At 62.7% G+C, this 19,204-nt stretch carries 16 protein-coding genes; 12 read left to right on the forward strand and 4 right to left on the reverse strand.

Translation table 11 applies throughout. The features are described from left to right. The first annotated feature begins 51 nt into the window (after positions 1 to 51). The 5 genes from LPB73_RS05425 to LPB73_RS05445 are packed head-to-tail and all read left to right on the forward strand — an operon-like array spanning position 52 to position 4,314. On the forward strand, positions 52 to 1,182 hold the full coding sequence (locus LPB73_RS05425; RefSeq protein ID WP_089265213.1) for an ABC transporter permease: 1,131 nt from the start codon (positions 52 to 54) through the stop codon (positions 1,180 to 1,182). 23 nt (positions 1,183 to 1,205) lie between these two features. Further along, positions 1,206 to 2,000 carry an ABC transporter ATP-binding protein gene (locus LPB73_RS05430; RefSeq protein WP_175366653.1) on the forward strand — a complete coding sequence of 265 codons (795 nt, stop codon included), beginning with the start codon at positions 1,206 to 1,208 and terminating at the stop codon, positions 1,998 to 2,000. Between the two features lie 19 nt (positions 2,001 to 2,019). After that, on the forward strand, positions 2,020 to 2,949 hold the full coding sequence (locus LPB73_RS05435) for an MlaD family protein (RefSeq protein WP_120291412.1): 930 nt from the start codon (positions 2,020 to 2,022) through the stop codon (positions 2,947 to 2,949). Positions 2,950 to 2,980: 31 nt separating this feature from the next. Then, positions 2,981 to 3,856: an aldose 1-epimerase family protein gene (locus tag LPB73_RS05440; RefSeq protein WP_231079876.1), complete on the forward strand. Its 876-nt coding sequence runs from the start codon at positions 2,981 to 2,983 to the stop codon at positions 3,854 to 3,856. A 53-nt stretch (positions 3,857 to 3,909) separates the two neighbouring features. After that, positions 3,910 to 4,314 carry a GFA family protein gene (locus tag LPB73_RS05445; protein WP_374725731.1) on the forward strand — a complete coding sequence of 135 codons (405 nt, stop codon included), beginning with the start codon at positions 3,910 to 3,912 and terminating at the stop codon, positions 4,312 to 4,314. A gap of 108 nt (positions 4,315 to 4,422) precedes the next feature. On the opposite strand, the gene LPB73_RS05450 is transcribed toward LPB73_RS05445, so the two are convergent. After that, complete coding sequence (locus tag LPB73_RS05450; protein ID WP_231079878.1) at positions 4,423 to 9,837, reverse strand: hypothetical protein; 5,415 nt, start codon at positions 9,835 to 9,837, stop codon at positions 4,423 to 4,425. A gap of 426 nt (positions 9,838 to 10,263) precedes the next feature. On the opposite strand from LPB73_RS05450, the gene LPB73_RS05455 reads away from it, so the two are divergent. Further along, positions 10,264 to 10,611: an Hpt domain-containing protein gene (locus tag LPB73_RS05455; RefSeq protein WP_414716862.1), complete on the forward strand. Its 348-nt coding sequence runs from the start codon at positions 10,264 to 10,266 to the stop codon at positions 10,609 to 10,611. Between the two features lie 166 nt (positions 10,612 to 10,777). Further along, complete coding sequence (locus tag LPB73_RS05460) at positions 10,778 to 11,098, forward strand: 2Fe-2S iron-sulfur cluster-binding protein (RefSeq protein WP_089265206.1); 321 nt, start codon at positions 10,778 to 10,780, stop codon at positions 11,096 to 11,098. Between the two features lie 40 nt (positions 11,099 to 11,138). Here LPB73_RS05460 and LPB73_RS05465 read toward each other — a convergent pair whose 3' ends face one another. After that, positions 11,139 to 11,591, reverse strand: a complete 453-nt coding sequence (locus LPB73_RS05465; RefSeq protein ID WP_092147107.1) for an acyl-CoA thioesterase — start codon at positions 11,589 to 11,591, stop codon at positions 11,139 to 11,141. Positions 11,592 to 11,791: 200 nt separating this feature from the next. On the opposite strand from LPB73_RS05465, the gene LPB73_RS05470 reads away from it, so the two are divergent. From LPB73_RS05470 to LPB73_RS05485, 4 genes are all read left to right on the forward strand, one after another. Continuing rightward, positions 11,792 to 12,820 (forward strand): NAD(P)/FAD-dependent oxidoreductase, encoded by a 1,029-nt coding sequence (locus LPB73_RS05470; protein ID WP_231079880.1) that lies wholly within the window; start codon positions 11,792 to 11,794, stop codon positions 12,818 to 12,820. A 28-nt stretch (positions 12,821 to 12,848) separates the two neighbouring features. Beyond that, positions 12,849 to 13,013, forward strand: coding sequence for a hypothetical protein (locus LPB73_RS05475; protein WP_175366574.1), 165 nt, complete (start codon positions 12,849 to 12,851; stop codon positions 13,011 to 13,013). A 134-nt stretch (positions 13,014 to 13,147) separates the two neighbouring features. Continuing rightward, the gene (locus LPB73_RS05480) at positions 13,148 to 13,720 is read left to right on the forward strand and encodes a DUF2147 domain-containing protein (protein WP_231079882.1); all 573 of its coding nucleotides are present in this window, start codon (positions 13,148 to 13,150) and stop codon (positions 13,718 to 13,720) included. Between the two features lie 267 nt (positions 13,721 to 13,987). Further along, positions 13,988 to 14,557 carry a DUF4865 family protein gene (locus LPB73_RS05485; RefSeq protein WP_231079883.1) on the forward strand — a complete coding sequence of 190 codons (570 nt, stop codon included), beginning with the start codon at positions 13,988 to 13,990 and terminating at the stop codon, positions 14,555 to 14,557. Here the strand turns inward: LPB73_RS05485 and LPB73_RS05490 are convergent. Next, the gene (locus LPB73_RS05490; protein ID WP_068735591.1) at positions 14,554 to 15,411 is read right to left on the reverse strand and encodes a LysR family transcriptional regulator; all 858 of its coding nucleotides are present in this window, start codon (positions 15,409 to 15,411) and stop codon (positions 14,554 to 14,556) included. The two genes, LPB73_RS05485 and LPB73_RS05490, sit on opposite strands and share 4 nt — an antisense overlap. Before the next feature lie 158 nt (positions 15,412 to 15,569). On the opposite strand from LPB73_RS05490, the gene LPB73_RS05495 reads away from it, so the two are divergent. Next, positions 15,570 to 17,114: an MFS transporter gene (locus LPB73_RS05495; protein ID WP_231081077.1), complete on the forward strand. Its 1,545-nt coding sequence runs from the start codon at positions 15,570 to 15,572 to the stop codon at positions 17,112 to 17,114. A 53-nt stretch (positions 17,115 to 17,167) separates the two neighbouring features. Here LPB73_RS05495 and LPB73_RS05500 read toward each other — a convergent pair whose 3' ends face one another. Beyond that, the gene (locus LPB73_RS05500; protein WP_414716863.1) at positions 17,168 to 19,126 is read right to left on the reverse strand and encodes a hypothetical protein; all 1,959 of its coding nucleotides are present in this window, start codon (positions 19,124 to 19,126) and stop codon (positions 17,168 to 17,170) included. Positions 19,127 to 19,204 lie beyond the last annotated feature (78 nt).

Raw genomic sequence — 19,204 nt, forward strand, 5'->3', positions numbered from 1 at the left:
GCGTGTTAATACTTTGTTCATGCACAGACTGAACGCCCGCGGGAGCCTGTTTTGAGCGGCCCGACCTTGGAACAGATCGCGAAAGGCGACGGCTTGGCGCTGTGCGCGGCTGGGTCGTGGACGGCGCGTTTTGCCCCCGCGCTCGAAAAACTCGTCGGCGAGGCCGAAAAGCTGACCGGTAGCCGCCCCAACATCTTCATCGACGTGTCGCAGGTCTCCAAGCTGGACACATTCGGCGCCTGGCTGATCGAGCGGTTGCGTCGGGCGCTGACCAATGGCGGCCACGAGGCGCAGATCGCGGGCCTTTCGGCGAATTACGCGACCCTGGTCGACGAGGTCCGCCGCGTGAAGCCCGCGGTCCCGTTACCGGCAAGCGGTAGCGCCCTGACTGCCGTGCTCGATGGCATCGGTCGCAATATCTATGGCATCGGGGAAACCCTCGTCGCGCTGGTCGATATGATCGGTGCCGTGATCGCGGCCTGGTTCCGCGTCTGGCGGCATCCGTCGAAATTCCGGCTCACCTCGGTGGTGCATCACCTGGAGCAGGTGTGCTGGAACGCAGTACCGATCGTGGTCCTGATTACGTTCCTGATCGGCTGTATCGTTGCCCAGCAGGGCCTGTTCCATTTCCGCCGCTTTGGCGCCGACGTCTTCGTGGTCGACATGCTCGGCGTGCTGGTGCTGCGCGAGCTTGGCGTGCTCTTGGTGGCGATCATGGTCGCCGGGCGCTCCGGCAGCGCCTATACCGCCGAACTCGGCTCCATGAAGATGCGCGAGGAGATCGATGCGCTCCGCACTATGGGTTTCGATGCCATCGAAGTTCTGATCCTGCCGCGCATGGTGGCGCTGGTGCTGGCGCTGCCCATTCTCGCATTTCTCGGCGCTATGGCTGCGCTCTATGGCGGCGGTCTGGTCGCCTGGCTCTATGGGGGCGTCGATCCATCGTCATTCCTGTCGCGGCTGCGCGAGGCGATTTCGATCAACCACTTCATCGTCGGCATGGTGAAAGCGCCTGTGATGGCCATGGTGATCGGCATCGTGGCCTGCGTCGAAGGCCTTGCCGTGCAGGGCAGCGCGGAGTCGCTGGGGCAGCACACAACCTCGTCCGTGGTGAAGGGGATCTTCTTTGTGATCGTGATGGATGGCGTATTCGCGATCTTCTTCGCAACGATCGGGATCTGACGGCCATGACCTCGACGACTGCGATGCCCATTACTGAGACGCCGACGGCTGCCGCCTCCACCTCTGCCGATGCGATCATCAGCGTGCGCGATCTTACCGTGGCATTCGGCAGCCGTCGGGTGCTCGACGGCCTCAACCTGAACGTGGCGCGCGGCGAAATCCTCGGTTTCGTCGGCGCGTCCGGCGCCGGCAAGTCCGTGCTGATGCGCACGATCATTGGCCTCGTCCCAAAGGTCTCCGGCACGATCGAAGTGTTCGGCACCGATCTCGACAGCGGCGACAAGGAACGCCGCGAAGTCGAGCGGCGTTGGGGTATCCTGTTTCAACACGGGGCGCTGTTCTCGTCGCTCAACGTGCGACAGAACATCCAGTTTCCGGTGCGCGAATATCTCAAGGTCTCGGAACGTCTGCTCGACGAGATCACCATGGCCAAGCTTACCATGGTTGGTCTCAAGCCGGAGGTCGCCGATCGCTATCCGTCGGAACTCTCGGGCGGCATGATCAAGCGCGTGGCGCTGGCGCGGGCGCTCGCGCTCGATCCGGAGATCGTGTTCCTGGACGAGCCAACATCGGGTCTCGATCCGATCGGCGCTGGCGATTTCGACGAATTGGTGCGCACGCTGCAGCGAACTTTGGGGCTGACCGTTTTCATGGTAACTCATGATCTCGACAGCCTGCATACAGCCTGCGACCGGATCGCCGTTCTCGGTAATGGCAAGATCATCGCGCAGGGAACGATGGCCGACATGCTGGCCTCGCAGCATCCCTGGCTTCGGGAATATTTCCACGGCAAGCGCGCACGCGCTGTTATCGGCTAGTTGTACTGGAGTTGGTTTGATGGAAACGCGGGCGAACTTCGTCCTGATCGGAATTTTCACGCTGGCGGTGATCGCCGCAGCGTTCGGCTTCGTGTTGTGGTTCCAGAATCTGCATTCGACCACGCAGCGCACGCCGCTGCGCATCATTTTCGAAGGCGCGGCGTCGGGCCTGCGCAACGGCGGCAATGTCAACTTCAATGGTATCAGGGTCGGCGAGGTCGTCTCTGTGAAGCTCGACAATCCCAAGCGCGTCGTTGCGCTGGCGATGGTCGAGAACATCGCGCCCATTCGCAAGGACACGCAGGTCGGTCTGGAATTTCAGGGGCTCACGGGTGTAGCGGCGATCGCGCTGAAGGGCGGCGATGAAGCTGCGCCCGCGGTCCCGCTGGACACCGACGGCGTGCCGGTCCTGACGGCCGATCCGGAGCTGTTGCGGGATATCTCTGAATCGATCCGGGCAACGCTGAACAACGTCAATCGTCTGGTCGCCGACAATCAGGATACTCTCAAGGGCGCCATGAAGAATGTCGAAACCTTCACGGCGACGCTGGCGAAAAATTCGGAAGTAATCGACGGCATCATGCTGAAGATCGACAGCGTGATGGGCAAAGCCGATGGTGTCATGGGCAAGGCCGACAGCGTTGTTGCGCGAACCGACAATATCCTGCTCGGCCTTGATGCGCTCGCGGGGGGCAAGGACGGCGGTGAGCTGACTGCGGCCGTGAAGTCGTTCCATGAGCTGACCGAGAACCTCGACAAGCGTTCCGGCGCATTGATGCTCGATGGCCGCCGTACCCTCGCCGATATCAGCCGTGCGGTGAACAATCTTGACCGCAACCCGACGCGCCTGTTGTTTGGCGCCAGCAGCGGCACACCCGCGGCTGCGCCCGCACCGGCGGCGCCTCCGGCATCTGTCGCTCCGCCGCGTCGTCGCCAGCAGGCTCAATAGACACCAGTCTGAATATACAGGGAGAGCGCTGATGGAGACCCAAGATAGCTTCACCATCAGCAATGGCCGCGTCACGGCGACGATCAAGGCCGATGGCGCCGAACTCTGCTCATTGAAGGATGCGCATGGGCATGAGGTGCTCTGGCAGGCTGGTGAGGAATGGCCTCGCCACGCGCCGCTGCTGTTTCCGATTATCGGTAAGCTAAAGGACGATGTGCTGCGCCATCGCGGCCAGGTCTATGCAATGACCCAACACGGTTTTGCGCGCGACCAGCGCTTCAGCTGGACAGGGCAGGGACCTGCGTCCTGTGCGCTGTCGCTGGCGGACAATGACGCCAGCCGGGCGAAATATCCGTTCGCGTTTCGGCTTGACGTCACCTATGTGATCGAGGGCGATGAACTGGTGATCGGTTATGCCGTCACCAACACTGGCGACGAGATGCTACCGGCCTCGATCGGCGCGCATCCGGCATTTCACTGGCCGCTGACGGACGGCGCCGACAAGCGCACGCATACGATCATCTTCTCCGATGCTGAACCGGCGCCGATCAGACGGCTCGAGGGTGGACTGTTGCTGAGGGAGGCGGAACCGTCGCCGGTGCAGGGCGGCGCACTGGCGCTGTCCGAATCGCTGTTCGTCAAGGATGCTATGATCTTCGATCATCTCGCCAGCAGGTCGCTGAGCTATAGCGCGCCTGGCGGACCGACGATCACCTTCGCCTGGGAAGGCTTTCGCGAACTTGGTATCTGGTCGAAACCATCCGGCGCTGCATTCCTCTGCATCGAACCGTGGTACGGCTATGCCAGCCCGGTGGATTTTGACGGCGAGTTCGCCGACAAGCCGGGCGTGATGCATATCGCGGTGGGCGAGACGCGCAGCTTCACTCAACGCATCGGGTTCGCATAAGGTAACTGTCACGGCCCGTGATCCAGCAGACCGCTGCATCGAGGAGCTCCGTCATGTCGAGAACTGCGTCCTGTTCGTGCGGTCAGCTGTCCATCGTGCTCGAAGGCGAGCCGAGGGGCGTCGGTATATGCCACTGTTTCGCCTGCCAGCGTCGGACCGGCAGCGTCTTTGCCGCGCTCGCGGGCTTCGGGCCAGATTACCATGTGAGCGGCATCGCGACCGAGTATGTCCGCACGGGAGATCAGGGAGCGCGCTTCCGATTCCGGTTCTGCCCCGTCTGCGGCACCAATCTCTTCCATACCGAAGAAGGATATGAAGCGCGTTCCGTAGCGGTGGCGGTCGGCTGCTTTGCCGATCCGGATTTTCCGCCTCCGGAGATCTCCGTCTATCATTGCCGGCGGCATGCCTGGGTGTCCTTGCCGTTCGGCGTCAACATTCACGACAAGGATCCCGCGTGATGACGGCACCGGCCTGGCCCCGCGTCTAGCGCTCCGGCACAACAGCAGGCCCAACAAAAAAGCGGAGGCATCGCTGCCTCCGCTTTTCGCGTTCGTATTTAATCTTGCTTAGCCCAGCCGACCCGCTGCATGAGCGAGCAGGGTGTAGACCAGACCCGTTTCCGAGGTCAGATGGCTGCGCAGCGCTGCCGGGCCGCGTTCATCGCGGGCGACTTCGTCAAGCAGGCGTTCGAATTCGGTGATGTAGCGATCCACCGTGCCCTTGAAGTTGCGGTCCGACCGATACTTGCGGGCGACCTCATCGAAAGCCTTCTGGCCGGCGGGCGTATAGAGCCGCTTGCTGAAGGCCTTGCTCTCGCCGCGCTGATAGCGATCCCACATTTCGGCAGCCAGTGTCCGATCCATCAGGCGGCCGATATCGAGCGACAGCGACTCCAGCGGATTGGCCGAGGCTGCAGGCTGCTGCGGAGCCGGTGCGCGGCGCGGCGGCGTGCGATCTTCCTCGACGTGATCGGCGCGGCCGAGCAGATCCGACAGCCAGCCGTCACGGCCCTGGTCGGAGTTGGCCGGAGCGACCGACGGCGCTTCGGTGCGACGCGGCGCAGGGCCACCGATATCGGGCATCGGCAAGTTCGTTGCGCTACGGGCAGGCGGCTCCTCGCGGCGCGGGGCCGGACGCGGAGCCTCGTGGCGCGCTTCACTACGGCTGCTGGCGATCGCCATCGCCGGCTCCTCGTCACGCTGCACGCTGGTGGTGCGGCTGGTCGAGACCACGTCAAGGCCGCGGCCGTGGCGGGCGACGATGCGGTTGAGCTCGGCGAGCGCCTCGATCTGGTCGACGATCACCTTGCGCATCTGCGCAGTGCTCTCGGCGGCTTCCTGCGGCATGTCGAGAACGCCACGGCGCAGTTCGGTGCGGGTGCTCTCGAGCTCGTTGTGCATTTCGGCAGCCATCTGCTTCATGCTGGCGACCATCGACGAGAACTTGTCGGCCGACTGCTTGAACATGGCATCGGCTTCCTGCGTGCCCTGCTGGTAGATTTCGCTCATGGCTTGCGTTGTCGCGCGGCGTTCTTCTTCCGCCGCGGTGCGGACGGCTTCGAACTGCCGGCTGATCGCTGCCGAGCCCTGACCTGCGGTCTCCGCGACGACGCGGGCGATGTCACGGGCCCGTTCTTCGGCGGCTGCCAGCGATTCATCGAGCAGGCCGGTGAAGCGGGTGAGGCGCTGATCGAGATCGGTGGTGCGCAGATCGATGGTGGTGACCAGCGATTCCAGCGCCGCCTTGCGTTCGCCGACCGACGACATCGTGGTGCGGTTGCTCTGTTCGACCAGAGCCGCGGCATCCACGAGGGCATGGCCATGGGTTTCGAACTGGCCCGAGAGTGAGCCGAGATCTTCCAGGGCCTTGGAGGTCTTGGAGGTGAACACGGTGAGCTGTTCTTCCAGCGTCTGGGTAGCCAGGCCGTTGCGCGACGTCACGTCGTTCATGGTGGACACGAAGTCCGCCACGCGGGTGACCAGAGCGCGCTCCAGCGAGTTGAGATTGTCGTGGGCGCCGGTGAGGACTTCCTGCAGCAGGATGTTGCCTTCACGCAGGCGTTCGAACAGCGCCACGGTATCGGTGCGCAGGATCTTGCTGGTTTCCTGCATCTCCGTGACCGCAGTGATCGAGACCTGACGCGACTGCTCGATGGCGGTGCGCGAGCTCTGCTCGAGATCCTTCAGCGACTTGTTGACCGCACCGGTGGCGAGTTCGCCAGCCGTGGTGATCGCGCGAGCCACGTCCGTGCTGTTGGTGACCATGGTCTGCGAGAAGGTCTGGCCGCGGCTCTCGATCGCCTTGAGCGCGTCGGCGGTGACGCGATCGATATCGACCGTGAGCTGATTGGCCTTGGCGCCCAGCGCATCGACCAGCGAACCGCGCTTGGCGTCGACCATCTGCGACAGACGGTCGGTCTGCTGCTGCACATAGGTGACGATTTCGTCCGTCTTGCCGGTCATCGTGGTGCCGAAGCTGCCCGAAGCGGCGAACACCGACCGCTCGATCTCCGACGAGGTGGTCTTGATCTTGGTGGTGATCTCGTTCGAGGCGGCGACCAGCGAGTTGTGCGCATTCTGCGCACTGGTCTGGATGTTGTCGGTGGTGTTGGCAGTGACGTTCGAGAGCGAACGCTCGATGTCGGCGGAGATCACCTTGATCTGGTTCGCGGCATCCGCCGAGGAGGTTGCCAGCGAGGTTTGCACTTCGCGAGCGCTCGAGAGAATCGCAGCCGCCGTATCGGCACCGACCGCGGTGAGCGTGCGCTGCACGTCGATCGAGAGCGACTTCACATGGCTTGATGCCTCGGAAGACGCGGTGACCAGCGTGCTCTGGGCTTCGCGGGCGCCGGCGACGATCGACTCAGCAGTTGCCGTGCCGGCGGTGGTCAGGCTGCGCTCCATGTCGGCCGCGAGGTTGCGGACGTGGTTCGACGCTTCGGTCGAGGCGTCGATCAGCGAGGACTGGACGTTGCGCGTGCTGGCCAGGATCGAGTCCGCGCTGGCGGTGCCGGCGGCGATCAGCGTGCGCTCCACGTCGGCCGCAAGGGTGCGGACCTGCTGCGAGGCGTCGGTCGATGCGGCGACCAGCGTGCTCTGCGCGGCGCGGGCGCCGGACAGGACCGAGTCGGCCGTCGCCGTGCCGGCGGCAGTGAGCGTGCGTTCGATATCGGCTGAGAGCGACTGGATCTGGGTAGCCACTTCCGAGGAGGTGGCGACCAGGGTCGACTGGGCGTCGCGGGCACCTGAGAGCATCGAGGCTGCGGTGGCGGAGCCGGCCGCGGTGAGGGTGCGCTCGACATCGGCCGACAGTGACTTCACCTGTAGCGAGGCTTCCGAAGACGCATTGACCAGCGTGGCCTGCGCATCGCGGGCACTGTTGACGATGGCCGTGGCGGCAGTGGTGCCGACAGCGGTCAGCGAGTTCTCGATATCGGACGCCGTCAGCTTGAGCTGCGCGCCGACATCGGTCGAGACCGACACGAGGGATTCCTGCGCGGCGCGGGCGCCGGCCTGAATGGTCTCGCTCGTATTGACCATGAGATGCGTGAGCGAACGCTCGGCGTCCTCGACATTGGTCTTGATGCCGATCGAGAGTTCTTCGGCGCGGGCCATGAGCGAGTCGCTGGCCGTGCGGCCGGACGTTTCAATACGGCCGGCAACAGCCTCAATGCGCGAGCCGAGCAGCTCCTCGAACTGTTCGACGCGGGTTTCGATGCCGCCGGCGACGATGCCGATACGACCTTCCATGCCTTCGTGGATCGTCTGGAAGCGCGCAGTGATGGTATCAGCGAACTGTGTGCTGCGGCTGTCGATGGCATCGGTGACGTTGTTGATGCGGCTGTCGATGGCCGTGATCGCCTGCGTCGTGCCTTCCGTGAGAGAGCTCGTGAAGTAGGAAAGGCGGTCGTCGATCGAGTGGATCGCCTGCACGGCGCCTTCCGTGAGCGCGGTCGTCAGGTGGGTCAGGCGGCCGTCGACCGAGCTGACTGCGAGATTCGCGCCTTCGGTCAGGGCGGTGGTCAGATGCGTCAGGCGCGCGTCTACCGACTGGACGGCCTGATTGGCACCTTCCGAGAGCGTCGATGCGAGGTTTTCAAGACGCGTATCGATGGTCGCGGTGACCGACTGCGCCCGAGCGTCAAACGTTTCTTCAAGGCTCTTGAGACGCCCATCGACGGTCTCGTCGAACGACTTGATCCTGGTGTCGAGCGACGCATCGAGATTGACGACGCGGCCTTCGAATTTGGTCTCGAATTCTGCGAGGCGGGTGTCGAGCGACGACGTGATGCCGCCGACATTGGACGCAACGCGGGTGTCGAAATTATCGACATAGGTCTTCAGCGTTTCCGAGATGTCCTGCGTGCGCTGACCCAGGCGATCGACGACTTCGCCGCCGAAGGTCTTCACGGTGCGGTCGAATTCCGAGATGTGCTTGGTGATCAGTGCGCCCAGCGTGCCGCTGTCGCGCGAGAAGCGCTCGGCGAGCTCAGAGCCCTGTTCCTTCACCAGTTCGTCGAAGGCGTTCATCTGCAGGCTGAGGGTGTCGTGCGCGGTTTCGGTCTGGCTCGCGACCTTGGCCACCAGCGCGTTGACGGTGGCGTCGAGGGACTCGCCCGCCTTGTCGCCTGACGTGAGGATCTGGTTGGCCAGGCGGTTGCCGGCATCGTCGATCTTGCTGACGAGGTCGCCGCTACGCAGCTCGAGTTCGAGCAGCAGGCTATCGCTGGAATTCTTAAGCGAGTCGTGGACCTGCTCGGTGCGGTCCGACACGCGATCGACAATCGTGGACGAACGCTGTTCGAATTCGCTGGTGATGCGGTCGATACGCTCGTTGAGCATTTCGTGGACGCGGTCGGCGAGATCGACGAACTCGTCGTGTACGTGGCCGGTCTTGAAGTTGAGGCTGGTCGTCAGACGCTCGCTGGCGTCGAGCACCGCGCGGGTGGTCTCGGCGCTGGCCTCTTCGAGGCGGTCGAGCAGGTCGCCGCCACGCTCGCCGAGCGCGAGGATCATGTTGTCGCCGGCATTGCCGAGCGCGCGGGTGATGTGTTCGCCGCGCTCTTCGAGGGCGCCGGTGATGCTCTTGGCGACTTCATCGACGCGTGATGCGATGGCGTCCGAAATCAGTGCGATGTCGTGGCGGAGATCGATCTGCACGCCCGAAATGGCGGAGCGAACCTGCTCGGCCTGACCGACCAGGTTGTCGCGCTGATGCGCGATGTCCTGCAGCAGCGCGCGGATGCGGACTTCATTGTCAGAGTAAGCGCGCTCGAGCGCGGAAACTTCATTGGCGACGAGGGTTTCGAGTTCGCCGGCACGTGCAATCGCGCGCTCGACGCCGTCGCCCATCGCGGCGACTTCGCGGCGGATCGCCTGGCCGACCGTGACCATCGAGTCGCTGGCCGTGCTTTCGGGCTCGGAGAAGCGGATCGCAACCTGTGCCATCGACTGGGCGATCAGGCGCATTTCCTGGCCGCGCCAGGCAAGACTGGCGAGGAAGTAAAACAGCAAAATGGGGGCGAACAGCAGCGCAGCAAGGCCAGCCAGCGCCAGCGTGCCGCCGGAACCCTGACCGATCAGGGCCTGCAGCGACGGCAGGAACGCAACGGTCAACAGGCCTGCGCCGACGATCCACAAGCCGGCGAACAGGGTGGCGAGTGTATAGACGTTGCGAGCGGGGCGGTTCTTCTGCAGCGCCTGCAGGATCTGGCCGATGGTTTCGCGGTCATCGTTCGCGGGACGGCGCGCAAAGCGCTGATCGTCCTGCGGCTCGAAGCTCGGGCGATCATTGGCGATGCGTGCGTCGAAGGCGTTGTCGTCGAGGTCGACGGGGGAAGATGGATTGGTGGGGGCGTTGTCGGCACGGATCGCGGGTTGATCGCGATCGACATGCGCGGGGTCGCTGATATTGAGTGCTTCCTGGATGGCAGAGAGCGCGACTTCGGTCGGATCCTTGGCCTTTTTGGTGTTGTTTGCCATGCTCGTTCCACGCCCCCTGATTACGCAACTGACACAGAAGTCCCCACGATTCGTTCCCGCCTGCAGCATGGCGACTGGCCATGTGCACCCCGCGGGACGAATTTCGGACTGCCGGTCGCTCGGCTTGTCCGCTACTTCCGCAAACATCCTATTGGCTTGGTCGCGCGAATGAAATGGTTCTGGTTAAGACATTCTTAATGATAGTTAACGGCTTCCCCCGGTAACTTCTTGTAGCGCCTCAAATAAACGGAATGGCCCCTCAATCGTGGCGAGTTTGCGTCAAAACTGCGTCAACCCAGCGGATTGTACCTAGAACGTTCCGTTAACCAATTCCGTGTTTGGCTGCAAAAAATCGCGGCCGGATCGTTCGGTTGGCGGGAATTTGGGCCATCATCAATGCCGCTTCACCTCGAACGGGTTCAATGGATGCCGTCACCGCCGCTGGTTCCCGATGACGGACCGATCGATTTCCCCCACCTTCAACGTATGACGATGGGCGATAGCAGCCTGGAACGTGAAGTTCTGGCGATGTTCGCGGCCCAGTCGAGCGAGTTGATCGAGAAGATCGTCAAAATGCCGGCGGATGCGGCTGAACTCACGCACAAGCTGAAGGGCTCCGCGCAGGCGGTCGGCGCGTTCCGCATCACGGAAGCCGCCGAATGGCTGGAAACGACGCTGCGCGACAGCAGCGATACCGCTGAGGCCCTGATGACGCTCACCGACGCCGTTCTCGAGGCGCGGGCGGAGATCGACGTCCTTCTGAAACGGTCCTGATCCCCAAGGGATCAGCTTTGATCCCAAAGGGATCTTTTTTGATCCCCCAAAGGGGTCATGCTTGGCCCTGCTTTTCCAGATGACGGTTTTGCTGCGGAGCGCTGGCGCGATCCGGATCGACCCGTTATAGGACAGCCGGTATCTTCCTTTCGGCAGCGCGAGCATCATGGCCAAGATAAACTTTGTCGATCACTCCGGTGAGACCCGCAGCATTGACGCCGAGATCGGCTCCACGGTGATGGAGGCGGCCATTCGCAATGCCATTCCGGGTATCGAAGCCGAATGTGGCGGCGCCTGCGCCTGTGCCACCTGCCACGTCTATGTCGACGAAGCCTGGCAGGAGCGCGTCGGTGCGCCGACGCCGATGGAAGAGGACATGCTGGACTTCGGTTACGACATCAAGCCGAACTCCCGGCTGTCGTGCCAGATCAAGATCACCGATGCGCTCGATGGGCTTGTCGTGATCACGCCGGAACGCCAGGCCTGAGCTTTCCAAGACTTGTTCTGAGCTTTCCAAGCCTTGTTATCTACTGCGCGTTCAAGCCGCGCAGCATCCATGGCTGAAACCGGTCGACGACGTCGGGCGGGATCGGCGTTGGTTGACGGCTGGTGAGGCCAACCATCACGGTCGTTGCGATCGCCGAGGCCATGCACTTGCCTTCCGAAAACACGACCTGCGAATAGGTCACCGAGGTCCGGCCGATCTTGGTGACGCCGAGCCCGAGTTCGATCTTGCCGGGCCAGTGCAATTCGGCGCGAAAGTGAATATCGAGCCGCGCCAGCACCCAGCTTTGGCCAGGCGCGATCAGCCCGCACGCCGGGTCCCGCATCAGCAACACGCGGCTGGTCTCGAAATAGCTCGAATACACCGCGTTGTTGACGTGATTGTTCGGATCGAGATCCGCAAAGCGCACATTGTCCGACAGGCGATAGGGATAGTCGTCGAGGACAGGCGCCGGAGCGCGGGCAGGGGCGTTCACGAAATTGATCTCCAGCAATGCTTGGCAGGTTTGCGCCTGTTACAGCGCAGTTGCACAGCCCAGGCAAGGGCGGGGCACATGCTGATTTCAGGCCGAGCCGCTGTGGCTTTCCCCGTGTGGCGCCGCTAGGCTGGACGCAACAGCCGGATGGCGCCGGGCTCTGCGATCTCGCAGGGCTGGTTCAACCGAGACAAAACACTATGGGCGAAACGATCAAGACGGACGTGCTGATCATCGGCGCCGGCCCCTGCGGACTGTTCGCCGTTTTTGAACTTGGTCTGCTCGATATGAAGGTCCACCTCGTCGATATCTTGGACAAGATCGGTGGCCAATGCGCCGAGCTCTATCCTGAAAAACCGATCTACGACATTCCTGCGATTCCGCTGGTCACCGGTCAGGGGCTGACCGAAGCACTGCTGGAGCAGATCAAGCCGTTCAAGCCGACCTTTCATCTGAATGAAATGATCGAGACCATCGAGAAGATCGGCGATCCCTTGTTTCGTGTCACGACGGATGCCGGCCAGGTGTTCGAAACCAAGGTGGTGGTGATCTCCGCCGGCGGCGGCTCGTTCCAGCCGAAGCGTCCGCCGGTGCCGGGCATCGAGGCCTATGAAGGCACGTCGGTGTTCTACGCGGTGCGCAAGATGGAGCAATTCCGCGATAAGGATCTGCTGATTGTCGGCGGTGGCGATAGTGCGCTGGACTGGACGCTCAACCTGCATCCGGTCGCGCGGCGCGTCACGCTGTTGCATCGGCGCGATGATTTTCGTGCTGCGCCTCACAGTGTCGAGCAGATGCGCAAGCTCGTGGCAGCCGGTCAGATGGACCTGCAGATCGGTCAGGTCACAGCGCTCGAAGGCGAGGGAGGCCATCTCACTGGGGCTGTCATCAAGGGCAATGACAACGAAAGTGTCCGGATCGACTGCAATACGATCCTGCCGTTCTTCGGCCTGACCATGAAGCTCGGTCCGGTCGCCAACTGGGGCGTCACGCTGGAGAACAACCTGATCCCGGTGGAGACGGCGTCGTTCGAGACCAATGTCCCCGGCGTCTTCGCCATCGGCGATATCAATACGTATCCCGGCAAGCTGAAACTCATCCTGTCCGGCTTCCACGAGGGCGCGCTGATGGCACAGAAGGCGTATCACTACGTCTATCCGGACAAGCGACTGGTGTTTCAATACACGACGTCCTCCTCTAGCCTGCAGAAGAAGCTCGGCGTTAACTAACTTCGGCTAGTTGTTGGAATCATCTTGTATGACGGAGATGCAAAGGCGGTTCGGATCGCCGGTAACCGCGTCGGGTTCGGTGGGGCAGCTTGTGGCAAAGCTGTGGCCGCTGACACAATCGGACATCCGGCGCGCGATCGGCAATCTTGCAAAAGCCATCAACCGCAGTCACTCTCTCGTCGCGGAAGATTGATAGTCTATGCAATCGGATCGAGTGCGGATACTCGGCGGATGCCTGGACGACGAACTGCACTGGGGAAGGCGATGGCACAACTTAGATCCCGACGTCTGGCGCTCACAGCCGCTTCAGGTCTGGCCGCGTGCGCAATGTTCGCCGGCCCTCTCCGCGCCGCTGAGCCGACTGCTGCCGGGCTCTGGCAGAAGGTCGAGAACAACAAGCCTGTCGTCTGGGTTCTGGTGGTTGATCATGGCGGCGGCGTATTTGAAGGTGCGATCGCCAAGACGTTCCCGAGCCCCGATGACAAGCCGGGCGACGACTTCTGCGGCAAGTGCGTCGATGACCGGAAGGGCCAGCCAGTGCTGGGCATCTCCTTCATCCGCAACATGCAGCAGCAGGGACTGAAATACGAGAACGGCAACATTCTCGATCCGCGCGACGGCAAGGTCTACAAGGCCAAGATGAGCGTCAGCGCCGATGGTCGAGCGCTCACCGTGCGTGGCTATTGGGGCATCGCGCTGCTCGGCAAGGACGAGACCTGGTACCGTCTGCCCGACACTGAAATGGCTTCGCTCGATCCAACCGTGATCGCGAAATATGTGCCGACCCTCGCGGCAGCAGCCGTGAAGCCGCCAACCGTCGGTAATGCCGCCGCGAAGGCCCCCGTCGCGCCGATGAAGAAGGCCAGCAACGTGACCCCGGGTAGCAACGTCGCGCGCTGATCGCCGCTAACTTGATTGTGGCTCCCCCACAAGCGAAGACTGTCTAACACCCCGCATTCTGGAAGCCGACGCCATGGCGCGTCGGCCATTTCGTTGCCAATTCAGTCGTGGCGCGCCAGCTTCCAACGTTGCTTATCGGCTCTCACCGGACGTCATTCATTTGAATGCCGGATCATAGAAATATGATCCCACGTCTGTTCTTCGCGGCCCGTCGATCGATATCGTGCATCGATTCAATGACAATGGCTGCTGAAGGAGCCCATCACGATGATCGTTGCGCATTACGAGCATCGCTTGCCCGCCGACTATGATCTCGGCTTGATCCGCTCACGCGCACAGGAGCGTGGGTCGCTCTGGGATGCAAAGCCGGAGCTTTATTTCAAGGGATTTCTCTTGCGAGAGAGCGGATGCTTCGGCGCAACGACGTCTAGCTATTCCTCGCTTTATCTGTGGCGGCACGACGAGGCGTTTCGCGATTTTCTCGTGAACGGCGGATACAAGATCGTCGTCGATATGTTCGGTCGGGCGCGGATCGAAACACGCGTTGCCCTCGATGCCCGGAAGGGGCGTGGCCGGAAAGCTCGCTTCGCCTATCGGCAAGACATCGCCATTCCGCCCGATGCCGATCTTGAAACAACGATAAGAGGGGAGATCGAGCGCAACGCCGATCTCTCGGCGCGCGCCGGAATTGTTGCAGCCGTGATCGGATTGGATGCCGAGACGTGGGTCTTCACCCGCGTCCTGCTCTCGGAGAATGAATGCACCGATGCTGGCGCTTGCTACCAGATCCTGCATCTGGCGCAGCCGCTGCTGGATCGCCTTCCATACGCTACCTAGCTCGTATGCGCGCGGTGTTCGCGGAACGCAGCCGCGAGGGTTCGCAGCGCTTGGCGAGACTGCATATCCGACAGTGTCGAGAGAAGTACAATTTCCGACGACGCCAGCGGTGGCAGGCCAAACTTCTGGCTGACTTCGATGGTGCCGGCCGGTGCAAGCCGGCAGGAGAAGACCGCGGTGGCAAGGCCCGCCGAGACAGCGTCCGATACGACTGAAGAGCCGCCACCGAGAAACACCTCCGTCCATGCGATGCCAGCCGCGTCCAGCGCATGAATGGCAACGTCGTGCACGCCACATACTGGCGTTAGCGCCGCCAGTCGCAATGCCTCGCCCGGCCGGTGCACAAAGCCTGGTGCTGCGAACCAGCCGAAATGCTCGGGCGCAAGCACTTCGCCGTCGCGTCGGTCATCCTCACGCCGGACGATGGCCGCATCGATTTCGCCGCGGTCGAAGGCGTCCAGCAAATTGCGTGAATTATCGAGGCGAACCTCGATCGTGAGCGTGGGGTCATGGGCATTCAGGCGAGCCAGCAGCGTCGGAACCTCCGGCCCGGCCACATGGGCCGCAATGCCGAGTGCGAAACGGCGACGGGTCGCAGACAAAGCTGCGACAGCGCGATCGTGCGCGGCCAGGAAGTCGCGGGCTGAATCGACGAATAGCGCGCCTTGCGCCGAGAGGCGCACCATTCGCGGGGTTCGTTCGATCAATTTATGGCCGAGGCGGTCTTCCAGCCGCTTCAGCTTCACGCTGATCGCGCCCTGGGTCGTGCCAAGCGCTTCCGCCGCACGCGTGAAGCTCTGAAGATTGGCGATGGTCACGAATGCCTGCACGGCATCTACGTCCAGGGCGCTCATTTGAATTATCCAGATTTGTTGTCTCTGAAATAATCAATCATCCAATTCTGAAATGGTCAACCTCTGCCTATGTTGCGTTCATCACAACGCAGACCGGGTGGACCTCATCCTCTGTCGTCGGGCTTCACTGTGGCGCGTTATTATCCCGAAAGGCTCCCATGCTCTCCGAATCGACACGACAAAGCACATTGGCTTTGGCGGCTGCCTGTCTCACCTCCCTGATGTTCGGTCTGGAGATTTCCAGCATTCCCGCGGTCCTGCCGACACTGGAGCGGGTGCTTCATGCCGATTTCAAACAGCTCCAATGGGTCATGAATGCGTATACGATCGCGGTGACGACGGTGCTGATGGCAACCGGCACGCTCGCGGATCGCTATGGGCGCAAGTGCGTCTATCTGATTGCGATCGTCGCGTTTGCCGCTGCATCGCTGCTTTGCGGCCTGACCGAAAATATATTGGTGCTGATCGTTGCCAGATTTCTCCAGGGCATGAGCGGCGGGGCGATGCTGATCTGCCAGGTCGCGGTGCTATCCCATCAATTTCCGGAAGGGCGGCAACGCGCCGTTGCATTCGGCTGGTGGGGGATCATCTTTGGCATCGGTCTGGGCTTCGGCCCGATCATCGGTGGTGCTATCGTGGCTTTGTCGAGCTGGGAATGGGCCTTCCTCATCCATGTCCCGCTTGCGGTGATCGCCCTGATCCTCGCCGGGAACGGAGTTCGCGAGTCGCGCGATCCGGAGGCCAGCAGCCTCGATCTTGCAGGGATCATCACTCTTTCGCTTGCGGTCTTCTGCCTCGCATTCTTCATTACGCAAGGCCCGGATATCGGATTCGACAGCTGGACGGCGTTTGCGGTCGTCGGCGTGTTCGTTGCAAGCCTGATCGGCTTTGTCTTCGCCGAGCGTCTCAGCCCGAGACCGATGTTCGACTTCACCGTCTTCCGGATCCGTAATTTTTCCGGCGCCCTGGTCGGCTCGATGGCCATGAACTTCAGCTTCTGGCCGTTCATGATTTATCTGCCGATCTATTTCCAGGCAGGATTGGGTTATGGCAGCGTCGGCGCCGGACTATCGCTTCTGGCCTATACGTTGCCGACGCTGGTCGTGCCGCCGGTGGCCGAACGGCTCGTGCTACGTTTCCATCCGGGTCTGGTCATCCCGCTCGGCCTGTTCACGATCGGAACAGGGTTCTTCGCCATGAAGATCGGCAGCTCGGTCGCGAATGCGAGCTGGCTGACGATGCTGCCGGGATGCGTCCTTGCCGGCATCGGATTGGGGCTGACCAATACGCCCGTGACCAACACGACGACCGGATCAGTGCCGCAGGAACGCGCGGGCATGGCGTCAGGCATCGATATGAGCGCCCGCATGATTGCGCTTGCCATCAACATCGCGCTCATGGGCCTCATTCTCGTCGAGGGAGTTCGTGCGTCTTTGAAGGCCGCGCTACCAAGCGGTACCAGTGTCGAGCTCTTACGCTCGCTGGCAGAGAGCGTCGCCGCCGGCACGGCGCTCGCGTCCGAATACAATCCCGGCGGAGCCGTCATTCAAGACGCCCTGACCCAAGGGTTCGGCTGGGTCATGCTCTATGGCGGAATGAGCGTGTGGATTCTCGCGGGCATCAGCTTTGTTGTCTTCGGCCATGGACTGCCGAGACGCGCGCCACATGGTCAAAGCTGTGTCGAAGGCGACGGTCGGGCGTAGTCCGGACCGCTTCGCTTCTGCCGGGACCGCGATGGATAGCTGAGCTGATCGTCCTATCGGGCGGCTGGCTGCAGCACCATCGGTGCCAGCGGCTCCTGCGTGACATCAGCTTCCGCGCCCAGCCGCAATACGCTCGCCGCTGCCGGCACGACGGCATCGGCCATTGCTGCATGACCTTCGCCGGTGGGATGGATCGCGCCGCCATAAACGGCCGAGAGAATGCCCCAGGTCGCATCGTGGATATCGGCCGGCTGGATCGCCGCCGAATAGCCCTGCGGATAGGTCATCGCCGCGAAGTAGCTGTCATTGGCGTCGCGGATCCAGCGGCCACGCGGCAAATAGGGGCGGAATTCGCTGGCGCCGCGACCGCACACCATCGGCTGCGCCGCCGCTTCGACGAGACTGGTCTCGAAGCTTTCGCCCTTGGGCGAGAAGCAGGCGCGATCGAATTCGGGATCGGATGAGGAGCGTGCGCAGAAGCCGTGATTAGCGAAACTCGCCTGATGCTGATCGACGAAGGTCATGCGATCGGCTTCGGGATTGCGGCACAGTACGCCGCCCTGGCACAGTGCGATGGACTTCAGTTGCGGCAGGAATTCGGACTCGACGAAATTCGCGACATTGGCCAGCCGCTGCGGATCGGCGCTGAAGGATGGATGCACGTCGAAGCCGGCCGGACCGCCGGGGCAGGGCGCGCCATTGGCGAAAGTCGGGTTGGCGTAAGCGGCAAACACCACGCGCGACATGTCTCCGCCGAGCAGCGGTTTCAGGGCTTCCCGTACCTTGCCGAAGCTGGAGGGCAGTTCGCGGACCAGCGCGCTGCGGGAGTCCTCGACCGAGCCGAGAATGCCGCCGCGCTTGAACAGCGCACGTTCGGTGGCGTTCTCGACGATGACGTCGGCAACGAGCCCGGAGAAGTTGATGTCGTTGGCGCCGATCGACAGCAGCACGAGATCGAGCCGGCGTGCCGGCTGACGGCGCTTGGCGGCAGTGATGGCTTCGCGCAGTTCGGCGATCTGCGCGTTGACGCTGCCCGCACAGGTGCTCGCATTCTTCGTGGTGAGGCACTCACGCGCGCGCTGTCCACCCAGCAATCCGTCGGCGATGGTCGCGCCCGAACAGGCCAGCGGCAGATAGGTGACGGCGATGTGCGGATACTGCACGGCGAGCGCCAGTGCGGCGCGTGTCTGGTAGCTATAAAGCGAGCGGTGGCACGCGGCGTTGAACCACTGCGCGCCCGCGCGCTGCCAGGCCTGCAGCGACTCATAGGAGTCGCAGGAACGGCCACCTTTGAAGCCGGCACGGCTCGGCCGATAGAACTGCCCGCTGGGGCCGCCGAGATAAGAGCGGAAGCAGAAACCGTCATCGGACAGCGCAACCGGACGATCCGGATTGCCTTCACCCGAAGCAATGGAATCGCCGAGGCCCGCAATCAGGATGTCGCGGACGGCGATGTCGGCGCTGACCCGCACAGGAGCCTCGGCGCCGCTGGTAACCTCCACAGTCGCGACCGTGCGGCGACCATAGATGGCGCGGAAATTGATCGGCTCGGCGCAGTCGAGGGTGGATTGACGCGGGCCTTCGCCGTCCTCGAAGGTCCAGGCGCAGATCGCACCGACCGGCACTTCGCCGCTAAGGCGGACGGTGATCGGATGTTCGGTCGGTGTCAGGTAGCTTTCCTTGACGGTGTCGCGGGTGCAGGGCTCGCTGACCTTTCCGGCCAGATCGATGCACAGCCGGTTGACGGTGTTGCGCGCCCAGCCGCGGCCATCGCTCTGCACGCCCAAAGCCTGTTCGGCGGCCAGCACGCTGCGGTTGCGCATGGCGTCGACATGGAGCTGGAAGTCACGTTCTTCGCGGAACAGTCGAAAGCGGTTGCGCACTTCCCAGGAAATCTGGATCGAACTGTTGGCCACGCCCTGCGCGGCGGCCGGTTCAACCGGCAGCGCGCCCAGCATGCCGAGCAGCAAGGCGAAGTTGATCAATGAACGTCTGAAATAAATGGGGGCCATGGCGGTGTTGAACGTCACGTATGGGGCGGAAGTAAGAAATCGATTGGCCGGACGCGCGATGTGGCGCGCCCGCGACTG

It is taken from the genome of Tardiphaga sp. 37S4, from assembly GCF_021044645.1.
In the GTDB taxonomy this organism is placed as follows: domain Bacteria; phylum Pseudomonadota; class Alphaproteobacteria; order Rhizobiales; family Xanthobacteraceae; genus Tardiphaga; species Tardiphaga robiniae.

Bases quoted from the DNA above. Each gene is read 5' to 3' on its own strand.
- LPB73_RS05460 (WP_089265206.1), top strand. From the start codon at position 10,778: ATGGCCAAGATAAACTTTGTCGATCACTCCGGTGAGACCCGCAGCATT.
- LPB73_RS05500 (WP_414716863.1), bottom strand. From the start codon at position 19,126: ATGGCCCCCATTTATTTCAGACGTTCATTGATCAACTTCGCCTTGCTG.
- LPB73_RS05455 (WP_414716862.1), top strand. From the start codon at position 10,264: ATGCCGTCACCGCCGCTGGTTCCCGATGACGGACCGATCGATTTCCCC.
- LPB73_RS05440 (WP_231079876.1), top strand. From the start codon at position 2,981: ATGGAGACCCAAGATAGCTTCACCATCAGCAATGGCCGCGTCACGGCG.
- LPB73_RS05445 (WP_374725731.1), top strand. From the start codon at position 3,910: ATGTCGAGAACTGCGTCCTGTTCGTGCGGTCAGCTGTCCATCGTGCTC.
- LPB73_RS05435 (WP_120291412.1), top strand. From the start codon at position 2,020: ATGGAAACGCGGGCGAACTTCGTCCTGATCGGAATTTTCACGCTGGCG.
- LPB73_RS05485 (WP_231079883.1), top strand. From the start codon at position 13,988: ATGATCGTTGCGCATTACGAGCATCGCTTGCCCGCCGACTATGATCTC.
- LPB73_RS05495 (WP_231081077.1), top strand. From the start codon at position 15,570: ATGCTCTCCGAATCGACACGACAAAGCACATTGGCTTTGGCGGCTGCC.
- LPB73_RS05450 (WP_231079878.1), bottom strand. From the start codon at position 9,837: ATGGCAAACAACACCAAAAAGGCCAAGGATCCGACCGAAGTCGCGCTC.
- LPB73_RS05470 (WP_231079880.1), top strand. From the start codon at position 11,792: ATGGGCGAAACGATCAAGACGGACGTGCTGATCATCGGCGCCGGCCCC.
- LPB73_RS05480 (WP_231079882.1), top strand. From the start codon at position 13,148: ATGTTCGCCGGCCCTCTCCGCGCCGCTGAGCCGACTGCTGCCGGGCTC.
- LPB73_RS05430 (WP_175366653.1), top strand. From the start codon at position 1,206: ATGCCCATTACTGAGACGCCGACGGCTGCCGCCTCCACCTCTGCCGAT.
- LPB73_RS05475 (WP_175366574.1), top strand. From the start codon at position 12,849: ATGACGGAGATGCAAAGGCGGTTCGGATCGCCGGTAACCGCGTCGGGT.
- LPB73_RS05490 (WP_068735591.1), bottom strand. From the start codon at position 15,411: ATGAGCGCCCTGGACGTAGATGCCGTGCAGGCATTCGTGACCATCGCC.